Annotated in this window: 4 protein-coding genes and 6 pseudogenes; 3 read left to right on the top strand and 7 right to left on the bottom strand. The window is 59.6% G+C overall.

Annotation, left to right across the window (positions count from 1 at the left end; translation table 11 throughout):
- A pseudogene (locus M727_RS43505) lies at positions 1–902 on the bottom strand (IS3 family transposase); the annotation flags it as partial.
- On the opposite strand from M727_RS43505, the pseudogene M727_RS41005 reads away from it, so the two are divergent.
- Positions 861–1,077: pseudogene (locus tag M727_RS41005) on the top strand (integrase core domain-containing protein); the annotation flags it as partial. The pseudogenes M727_RS43505 and M727_RS41005 overlap by 42 nt on opposite strands.
- Positions 1,078–1,395: 318 nt before the next feature.
- Here the strand turns inward: M727_RS41005 and M727_RS44085 are convergent.
- The 5 genes and pseudogenes from M727_RS44085 to M727_RS38440 all read right to left on the bottom strand — a co-directional run.
- A complete protein-coding gene (locus M727_RS44085) occupies positions 1,396–2,058 on the bottom strand; it encodes a M24 family metallopeptidase (RefSeq protein WP_348627196.1) in 663 nt (220 codons plus the stop codon).
- Positions 1,994–2,560, bottom strand: a complete 567-nt coding sequence (locus tag M727_RS44080; protein ID WP_348627195.1) for an aminopeptidase P family N-terminal domain-containing protein — start codon at positions 2,558–2,560, stop codon at positions 1,994–1,996. Before M727_RS44080 ends, M727_RS44085 begins: the two co-directional genes overlap by 65 nt.
- Positions 2,561–2,938: 378 nt before the next feature.
- On the bottom strand, positions 2,939–4,132 hold the full coding sequence (locus tag M727_RS0131795; protein WP_245269093.1) for an NAD(P)-dependent oxidoreductase: 1,194 nt from the start codon (positions 4,130–4,132) through the stop codon (positions 2,939–2,941).
- Between the two features lie 186 nt (positions 4,133–4,318).
- Positions 4,319–4,495 (bottom strand): annotated as a pseudogene (locus tag M727_RS43500) (Arm DNA-binding domain-containing protein); the annotation flags it as partial.
- Positions 4,496–4,941: 446 nt separating this feature from the next.
- Positions 4,942–5,881 (bottom strand): annotated as a pseudogene (locus M727_RS38440) (IS110 family transposase); the annotation flags it as partial.
- A 475-nt stretch (positions 5,882–6,356) separates the two neighbouring features.
- On the opposite strand from M727_RS38440, the gene M727_RS0131785 reads away from it, so the two are divergent.
- Both M727_RS0131785 and purU read left to right on the top strand, forming a co-directional pair.
- Positions 6,357–8,864, top strand: coding sequence for an FAD-dependent oxidoreductase (locus M727_RS0131785; RefSeq protein WP_027155928.1), 2,508 nt, complete (start codon positions 6,357–6,359; stop codon positions 8,862–8,864).
- Positions 8,865–8,912: 48 nt separating this feature from the next.
- A pseudogene (purU, locus tag M727_RS44075) lies at positions 8,913–9,061 on the top strand (formyltetrahydrofolate deformylase); the annotation flags it as partial.
- A gap of 106 nt (positions 9,062–9,167) precedes the next feature.
- Here the strand turns inward: purU and M727_RS0131775 are convergent.
- Positions 9,168–9,844 (bottom strand): annotated as a pseudogene (locus M727_RS0131775) (transposase); the annotation flags it as partial.

The raw sequence follows: 9,844 nt of genomic DNA, 5'->3' as shown, positions 1-9,844 counted from the left end.
GAAGCTCTCGACGAAGGCATTCTGCATGGGCTTACCCGGCGCGATATAGTGCCATTCGACGCCGGTCTGCTGGCACCAGCGCAGGACTGCCATGGAGTCAGCTCCGTGCCGTTGTCGGAAACGATCGTGGCGGGCCGCCCGCGCCAGCGGATGACAGCGNCCAGCTCGCGCACGANGCGCAGGCCCGACAGCGAGGTGTCGGCGATGAGTGCCAGACATTCCCGCGTGTAGTCGTCGACGACGGCCAGCACCCGGAAGCGACGGCCGTCGGTGAAGGGGTCGGAGACGAAGTCGAGCCTCCAGCGGGCGTTGGCACGATCGGGCACGAGCATGGGCCTGCGCGTGCCCAGTGCCCGCTTGCGGCCCCCGCGCCGCCGCACCTGCAGCTTCTCCTCGCGGTAGAGGCGCCGCAGCTTCTTCTGGTTCATCACGATGCCCTGCCGATCCAGCATGAAACGTGGATCCTGCGATAGCCGAAGCGCCGGCGCTCCGCCGCCACGGCCTTCATCGCCTCGCGCAACGGTTCATCGTCCGGACGAATGCTGGTGTAGCGCACCGTCGAACGGTCGATGTTCAGAGCCTGGCACGCCCGACGCTGGCTCACCTCGTGCACCTCACAGGCATGAGCCACCGCCTTCCGCTTCGCATCGGGCGTCACCATTTTTTTGCGGCAACATCCTTCAGGATCGCGTTGTCGAGCATCTGCTCGGCCAGGCGCTTCTTCAGCCGGGCGTTCTCGTCTTCCAGAGCCTTCAGGCGACGGGCGTCGGACACGTCCACCCCCCCGAACTCGCCTTGAACTTGTAGAAGGTCGCTGCCGAGATGCCATGCTTGCGGGAAACGGCGACCCCGCAGCGGCACTCGGCCTCAGGCTCGCCTCCACTCCCGTCCGCTCCCCGCAAAGCAACGCCATCTCCGAGGCATTCGTGAAAACGCTGAAACGGGACTCTGCCCGACGCCGAAACTGTCCTGGCCTTGCTGCCGAAATGGTTCGACGACTACAATGAAATCCACCCGCACTCCGGCTTGCGCTTCCTCTCGCCACGCGAGTTCGGGGCGAAAGCCGCTGGTGCTTAATGCAACCCGCTGCCTGTCCGGTCAAACGGGGCCACTCCACGGCGGAGTTTACGGCTGACGATTGGAGAATCCTCGGCGTCAACGCCGTGGATCTGAAAAGCCTGCTTGGCCAGATCCAGCCCGATGGTGGTTAAATATGCTTCACGGAACGGTCCCTACCTTGTGCCGTTGAAACAACGACCACGTTTTAGCACTCTGATGCTGAGGTAAAGGACCGTTCCACCCGATCAAACGAAACTGCCTTCGGCAAACCCGGTGCGGTTCAATCCGCGATCCTGCAGGTTCCTTCTTCGTCGGAATATCCTGCATAGACTCCAGCTAAACCTCGAAAAGCTTCCGCGGCGTACTAGTTAATACTTCGACGCTGGATTTCGTGACGCGGATGGTCTCGCTGATGACATACCCAAAATCCTCTTCCATCCAGTTCCCCAGCATCAGATGGAACGTCATATTCGGCTTTAGCTCTGTCTTGTCCACATCATTGAAGCTAGTGGTCGGCTCCCAATTAATGCCTATGGAGTAGCCACATCGGGTGTCTTTCTTAAAACCTAGCTTCTCAATCGTGCGATAGAACGCTCCAGCGACGTCGCTGCAGGTTGCCCCGGGCCGCACTGTGTTCAGCGCGGCCTCGAGACCGGCAAGTTCTGCCTCATGTACGCGACGCAGATGATCGGAGGGTGCGCCAACTGAGAAGGTGCGCATAAGCGGGGCGATGTAGCCATGGCGGACGCCGGTAACTTCAAGATTGATCTGCGAACCATTACGGATGGTGTCCTCGCTCCAGGTAATGTGGGCCACACCCGTGCGAGGCGATGAGCAGAAGAGGAGAGGATCTGCCAAGCCCGTGCTAGGCTTCCCTCCGGCACCGCGCACCTGCGTCGCCAGGATCTCAGCGACAACGTCAGCTTCGCACACATCAGGCCGGATCACTTCTGTCGCACGCATCATTGCGGCATCGGCGATGGCGGCAGCTTCCTTCATGGATAGATATCTCGAGATCCGACTTAATAAGCCGTACCCAGCTTACCACCTTCTTGGAATTCACTATCCTTGCTTTCGGCAGTCGTTCCTTGAATTTCTCTGCCGTTTCCGCAGGCAAGTGATTCAGTTCGAGCCCCACGCGACGGTTTGCGAGCCCAGCTTCATGGAGGAAATCGATCACCGCGTCGTAGTGATCCACGTCAGGGCTGACAGCGCGGTTTTCTGGATACGTGATCAGGTGATCGCGCTCCAGGAAAGTCTGATAGATGACTGCCGCTGAATCCACGCCTCGCACGATGAATGTCGGTTCGTCTTTGTGAATTGAAACCACAAGGCCTTGTGAGCTGGTCTGGACGATGCACCCCGTAAGATAAGTAACGTTGGCCGGATTGGATACGTAAAGCGCATCGATGTCCAGACGCGCCATCTCTGATTTTACTGCTGCGAGCCTTCGCAGGTATTCTGATCGCGGGAATGTCTGCGGTCCTTTGCTGAGTGCCATAGTCTTAGCTCATTGGGTTTATTTGGGTACTTTAACTTGAGATCCGCAAAATTCTTTACTGCATTCGCTTTGGCGGCACTTTAGAGTCCCGCAGTTGCATTCCGTCGAATGACTCTCACAACAGGTCGCTAACGATGTCCACCATCGACCTGCAGGGCACGGATCGACAACGCAGAGAGCGCGATCAGGGCTCGGCATCATCATCGCCTGTTCGATCGAGGCTTTCTTCGGGATGCTCCAATTGCGCAGCAGCTGAGCATAGGTGCCATCGGCGATGAGCGCCTTTCTTCGCTCTCCGAGGCACCCGAAGCAGTACTTCGTGGGATGCCCTCTGAGGGGAAGCGGGCCGGCGCTGCCTCTGCGCAGTTGGAGCAGACTTTAGTAACCCAAGTCCAGTCTAATTTCGCGCGTCAGTGGCTTGCCCGTTGCAAATTCGAGCAGATTCTGGGTGCCCCACTCGATATACCGTTCCAGTTGACCATCCGCATCGTGGGCTTGACAGTTGGAGCAGACGACGTTGGGAAGCTTCTGAATCGCCAGGCGCGGCACCCGGGAAGCCGGAAACGTTTCCCCGTACGCGTAATACGGCCAGACATCTGCTCCGTAGCCACGCAAGCGACCGGAGGTGAGTGCGTCGTAGAGAGGCTTCTCCTGAACCAGTTTTGAACGAGCGATGTTGACCAGAAAGGCTGTCGGCTTCATGGCCTCGATCTCAGCCTTCCCGAAGAAATTGAAAGTTTCACCGGTGATCGGGGTCGCCAGAACGATATAGTCGGATTTCCCAAGCACCGAATGCAGTTCGTCCATGCCGTGCAAGGAATCCACAAATTCGGCCGGCCGCTCATTGTTGCGCCGCACGCCGAGGACGTGCATGCCACATCCCTTCGCACATCTTGCGACGTGACTGCCGATGTTTCCGACACCGATCACACCGATCGTGCGACCATATAGCATGGCCGATCTATGCTCTTCTCCGAAGAGAGGAAAAAAGACGCCATTCTCTCGCGCGACTTCATGCTTCAACAGAGTCTTCTTCGCGAGGGCGAGCATCAACATCATCGCCTGTTCGGCAACCGCGATCGCATTTGCGCCGCGGATGTTCGTCACCTTGAAACCGCGCTGCTTGGCCAGCGACAGCACCCCCATTTGGCCAAGGTCGTCGACGCCGGAATGAAGCCACGACAATATCTTGAGCTTGCCCGCGAGTTGCGGAACACCCTCTGGAAGAGTCCAGCCGATGAACGCATCCGCATCGACAGCGTTATCTTTCAATTCTTGGTATGTCGCCTCGAAGCGAGAAAAATATTTACCCTCCGGCGCCACGACTTCCGTACCACGCGGCATCGCGTCCTTTATGTACTTGATCTCATCGCCCGTCGCATGCCACAAGCATAGAACTTTCATTCTATTATTCCTCTTGCCGGGGTTTAAAGCGTGGCGTCGCTCATTCAGGAGTTCGACCGCTACACTGTATAAGTAACGCAGTTTCGGCATCAAATACAATTTGAAGGTTGTTGTGACGTTGAATCGGTACGGTCCAAGCATTTTAGGGACCGGCAATTTCTTCGGCATCTGCCGATCGTTATGAGCGGGGTACTTTCATTATGTTCGCGGTTTGCATATGCGAACGGTCCGGAGTTCGCGAAACTCTCCCAGAGGATCGCGATCTTTCGCTACCACTCAATCGTGGAAGCTGCGATCGGTAAAGTTGCGGCCACGTGTGTGGGATAATCGACACAATGAAACCGTACGCGCACCCACCGAGAGACCAGAAGGTCCATATCGCCCCAGATGCAGTGTCTCCCGGCGGCCATGAAGACGGTAGTCGACCCTGAATGAGACAGTGCCGGATGGGGCGACAGTTGCTTACATGCCGTCCCGATCGGTGGCTTTGTAAGGCTTTGGGCGAGGCTTCAAGGCCGTATTGGTCGGCATAACGGTGCCCTTTGAATACCGTCAGGTCGGTTCGGCGCCACCACCACCTAATTTCTCAAGCAAACATAGGTGCTTACGTCAAGAAACATACCATCAACCGCTTGACAAGGGCTGACGGTATGTCGTCTTGCGGCGATACGCAACCTCGCGAACACCGCCAATCTCTCTACCGGATGCGATCTCTGCGGACCGATAGTTATCGATCGACATCGACAGTATTTCAGTGGTTTCTCAATAATTGAGTAGCGCTTCCGGGCTTCCGCGCGGTTCTGGATATTGTCGGGGCGCTCGGAATCGTTCGATAGGATCATCCCTGCAGGCCGAAGGCGCGAAACCCGCTTCGAGCCCACGTCAAGCCGCTTTGAAAGATGAAAAGCTGCGGTGCGCCGACTGATCCCCAGGATGTGAGCGATGACCCATGCGGACTTGCCCCGAGCGCGCTCCTTACGCAGCACTGCCCAGACGATGCGCGCGAGTATGGCTGCCAGCGCCACCACGACGATGTTCCTGTGCGTTGTCTCCGACAGGCTGCGCGCCCGCCCAACGACATGTCCTGGGCCATGATGCGCGGCAGCACCGCCCGCGCACCGTGGATCAGGTTCGCCCGGAGGTAGCAATTGCCGCGTTTGGAGATGCCGAGCAATCGCGGCTTGCCTCCAGCGGTCGCCTGCCGAGGCGCTAGGCCAAGCCAGGCGGCAAGGTCACGGCCGCGCCCGAAGCTGCGAGCATCACCGGCCGCGGTCGTCAGCGCCGTAGCGTTGATGACGCAAATCCCGGGGATCGTCGCAAGGCGACGGGCCGCTTCGTCCTCGCGCGCCAGGTGCGCGAACTCCGCATTGAAGGCGGCGATCCGCTCATCAAGATTACGCCATTCGGCGCGCAAGTCCTCGATCAGCACCCGCATGCGCGGCGATAGCAGGGGATCGTCTTCGTCGGCAAAGACTGAAAGCGCATCCTCCAGCCTGCGCCGTCCCTGCGCCACGACGATGCCACGCTCCAGCAAGAGCGCGCGCAGATGGTTGATCAGCGCTGGGCGCTCCGCCACCAGACGCGAGCGGGCCCGATGCAAAGCCTGGGTATCCGATTGCTGCTCGCTCTTGACCGGCACGAAGCGCATCGTCGGCCGCGTCGCAGCTCCCGCGATGGCCTCATCGTGGTCGTCGTTCTTGTTCGCTTTCAAATAAGGCCAGACGTATTCCGGCGACATCAGCCGGATCGTCTGATCGGCGCCGAGCACCCGCCCGAGGTGATGCGCGCCGCAGCATGCTTCCATTGCCACAATGCAAGCCGGCAGCTTGCCGATGAAATCCGAAGGCGCCGGCGCAGAACCCCAGCACCAGCTTTATCCAATCCAACCAGGCTGCGCACGTTCTTGCCAAGATCAATTCCCGCACGAAGATCGACATCGGTCCGTTCCTCTCTCGTTACAAAACAGAGCGATCCTAATGGATCGCACGGAGAGGGGCGGGCCATCCCATAATCACAATCCCGCCGTCAGAGAAACCTCTTTTATGGGTCCGGACCCTAACCCAGCATGCGATGGTTCTCGTTTTCCCCATGTAATTCTTCGCCCGTGGATGTCTGGACGCAGAATTTCAGCACTATGCGACCTATTTTCGACGACATTCGGCTTTGCCCGCCCTTAATCTCTCGGGAATTCAACTGATGAAAATTGGGTCTTGGAACGGTTCTGCTAGCAGACAACGATTGTCCTATGGTCGTTCGGTTTCCGGGCGGAAGTGCTGAAAGACTAATTATCGCGCGCGTACACGGTTCGGGACATTGACAATGCTGTCCCAGGCCATGCGCTGAACTAGACCGCGGCGGACTGGCGGGTCGTCCTTTTCCTGAGGGTTCTGAAATGCAAAGCAAACTTCCCCCACACGTAGAATACATAATTGTCGGCGGCGGCATTATCGGCCTTTCGATTGCCTACCACCTCACGCGGCTCGGCCATCGCGACGTCCTGCTGCTCGAACGTGATCAGCTCACCTGCGGCACGACTTGGCATGCTGCCGGACTGGTCACCCAGCTTCGGGCGAACGAGAACATGGCGAAGCTTGCCCAGTACACGGCCGAGCTGTTTCGGGACCTGGAAAAGCTGACCGGCCAGCCAACCGGTTTCAGGCAGAGCGGGTCGATCACCGTCGCGGCCACTACAGCGCGGATGGAAGAGCTGAAGCGCGGTGCGTCGATGGGGAGGTCATTCGGACTGCAAGTGGAGATCGTCGACGCCGCCGAAGCAAAGCGACGTGTACCGCTGCTGGACGTGAGTGATGTCCTCGGCGCGGCCTGGATTGCCTCTGACGGTGTGACGAATCCGATCGATACCGCGCGCGCGTTCGCAGCCGGCGCACGACATGGCGGCGCACAGATATTGGAACGTACGCCGGTTACCCGTATCGTGATCGAGAAGGGCCGCTTTACTGGCGTGGAAACCCTGGAAGGGATGGTGCGCGCTGAAAAAGCCGTCATCTGCACCGGCCTATGGAGCCGCAATGTAGCTGCGGAGCTCAACTGGACGGTTCCGCTGCACGCTGCAGAGCACTTCTACGTAGTCACTGAGGCGATTCCAGATTTGCCTCACAACTTGCCCACAATTCGCGACATGGACGCACGCTTTTATGCAAAGGCGGACGCCGGCAAGTTGCTGGTAGGTTTCTTCGAACCCGATGGCAAGCCTTGGGGTATGGACGGCATCCCTCGTGATTTCAGTTTCGACTCACTGCCTGAGGACTTCGATCATATTGAACCCTACCTCGCCGCTGCCATTGAGCGCATGCCGGGGCTGGCAGACGTCGGTCTCCAGCTAAATTTCAATGGCCCCGAGAGCTTCACGCCCGACAACCGGTTCCTGCTGGGACCCGCGCCGGACATCGCCGGCCTTTATGTAGCCACGGGCTTCAATTCCTGCGGAATCGAGTCATCCGGCGGTGCCGGAGTGGTCATGGCGGAATGGATGTCAACAGGCGTCCCGGCGAATGACTACTGGGAGATGGACGTGCGCCGCGCCATGCCATTCCAGCGCAATCGCAAGTATTTGTATGACCGGACGGTCGAGGCGGTGGGCAATCTTTGGGCCCTGCACTGGCCTCACAAGTCTCCTGTGACGGCACGTAACGTGCGCGTCTCGCCGCTGCACGACCGGCTGGCACAAGCAGGCGCGAACTTCGGCGAGGCTGCCGGATGGGAGCGGGTGCAATGGTTCGGCGCCCCCGGGGCACGGGCCGAATCCCACGCCACATTCACCCGGCATGACTGGTTCAGGCTGAGCGGCGAGGAACACGAGGCCACCCGTTCAGGGGTAGCGCTGTTTGACCAGACGTCTTTCGCGCATCTGCTGGTGCAGGGGCGAGATGCCCTTGCGTTGCTCCAGCGATTGTCCACCAATGACGTCAATGTCCCGGTCGGCCGTATAGTCTATACCCCGTGGCTGAACGAGCGCGGCGGCATGGAATCTGACGTCACGATCGCTCGAACCGGTGACGAGGAATTTCTTGTCGTCACGGCGGCCGTTCAGCGCATCCGTGACGTTGCGTGGGTGAAAATGCATGCCAAGGGAGCGGGCCACGTATCCGTGACCGACGTGTCGTCGGGCTACAGCACCCTCTCCGTCATGGGACCGCGATCACGGGAACTGCTGGCGCGCGTGAGCCCGGCCGACTTCTCCAACACTGCATTTCCATTCGCGACCGCTCGAGAGATAGAGATCGGCTACGGCTTGGCCCTAGCCTTCCGAATGACCTTTGTGGGCGAACTCGGGTGGGAACTGCACATCCCGACCGAGCAGACGCTCGGCATTTACGATGCGCTGGTCGCGGCCGGCCGCGACCTCGACCTGCGTCACGCGGGATATGTGGCACTGAACACGCTGCGCATAGAGGCGGGGTACCGCGATTGGGGGTCGGACGTTGGGGATGAGGATACCCCGTTCGAATCGGGACTCGGCTTTACGATTGCCTGGAACAAGCGCGATGATTTCATCGGGCGGGCGGCTCTCGAAGCACAGCGCGGGAAAACTCTGCGCCGGCGACTAGTTCAGTTGGCCGCGCCTGAAGCGGTGCCGCTCATGTTCGGCACTGAGCCTGTCTGGCGTAACGGATTTGTAGTAGGCTACTTGCGCTCCGCGGGCTTCGGTCACACCTTAGGCTGCGGCGTCGGGATGGGGTACCTGCATTCGGAAAGCGGGGTTAGCGCCGACTGGCTTTCTGATGGTGATTTCGAAATAGAGATCGCAGGTGAAAGACATCCAGCGGTCGCATCTCTTCGCCCATTCTATGACGCGAATCGCACTCGGGTGAAGGGCGAATGGCACAAAGCGGGTGATCTTATCAGTGCAGACGTGCGCGCAGCACGCCAGAAGGCGTGATCTCCACAACGCTTGTTCCAGAGTTGACGCACCGAAAGCCACTAGGCAATGACTGCCAAGTCCCACCGCACCATCGTCCTTACCTTATCCTGCCCCGATCAACCCGGCATCGTGTCAGCTGAGTCGGGTGTCCTTTTCCAGGCGGGTTGCAACCTCCTCAACCCCAACAATTCGACGACACAGAGCCGGGCAACTTTTCATGCGGGTTACCCTTGTGCGAATTCTTCGACCAGTATCCTCGGCGAGGACGATCAAACCACGCGTCAGCCACTCCGTCCATGGCACCGCGGCGAGGAGAAGCCACAAAAGAGCCTTCAGCCACCTGAGCAGGAGGGAGAAGTTGTAGCCGGCGGCGGCCAGGATGGCGTTGACGGCGTCGCCCTGCTTGCCGGCGAGATAGTTGCGGCCCATCCGGTGCTCGGCCTTGACGTGGCCGATCACGGGCTCGATCGCGGAGCGCGGCGCATCTGGCGCTTGATGGCTGGGGTGACACGGCGTTTCTGGCCGCTGGTGAAGACCCTGAACTTGTGGCTCTCCGGTGCGTTGTGGCCGCGATAGCCGGCGTCGGCGAGAACGCGGCTGATCTCGTTGCCGATGGTCTTTTCCATGTCAGGGATGATCGCTGCGAGCGTGTGGCCGTCATAGGGATTGCCGGGCAGCGCTTTTGCATGCAGGGCGAACTGGCCGCCCTTTGAGCGCTTCAGCGTGGTGGCCACCGACACCTTCACCCCGAACTCGTAGGGCGCATGCGCCTTGCCCTTACCGATGCATTCCACCTCGTGCGCATGCAGGCTGTAGATTTTGCGGCCGCGCTGGCGCTGACGCTGCTCGAGAACGGTGGAGGCCTGGTAGAGCGACCATTTGAAGAGCGCGTCCAGTTCCGCATCGCCGGCGATCTGGCGGGAGATGTCGCGAACGGTCCGGCCGAGATAGGTCTTGAGCCTGCGCAGCGCCTTGTTGGCCCGCTTGAACTTGTGTGG

It is taken from the genome of Mesorhizobium sp. WSM2561 (genome assembly GCF_000513915.1).
In the GTDB taxonomy this organism is placed as follows: domain Bacteria; phylum Pseudomonadota; class Alphaproteobacteria; order Rhizobiales; family Rhizobiaceae; genus Mesorhizobium; species Mesorhizobium muleiense.
Note: the sequence above shows the minus strand (reverse complement) of the source record. Positions and strands in the feature narration are given on the sequence as shown.

Bases quoted from the DNA above. Each gene is read 5' to 3' on its own strand.
- M727_RS44085 (WP_348627196.1), bottom strand. From the start codon at position 2,058: ATGAAGGAAGCTGCCGCCATCGCCGATGCCGCAATGATGCGTGCGACA.
- M727_RS44080 (WP_348627195.1), bottom strand. From the start codon at position 2,560: ATGGCACTCAGCAAAGGACCGCAGACATTCCCGCGATCAGAATACCTG.
- M727_RS0131795 (WP_245269093.1), bottom strand. From the start codon at position 4,132: ATGCCGAAGAAATTGCCGGTCCCTAAAATGCTTGGACCGTACCGATTC.
- M727_RS0131785 (WP_027155928.1), top strand. From the start codon at position 6,357: ATGCAAAGCAAACTTCCCCCACACGTAGAATACATAATTGTCGGCGGC.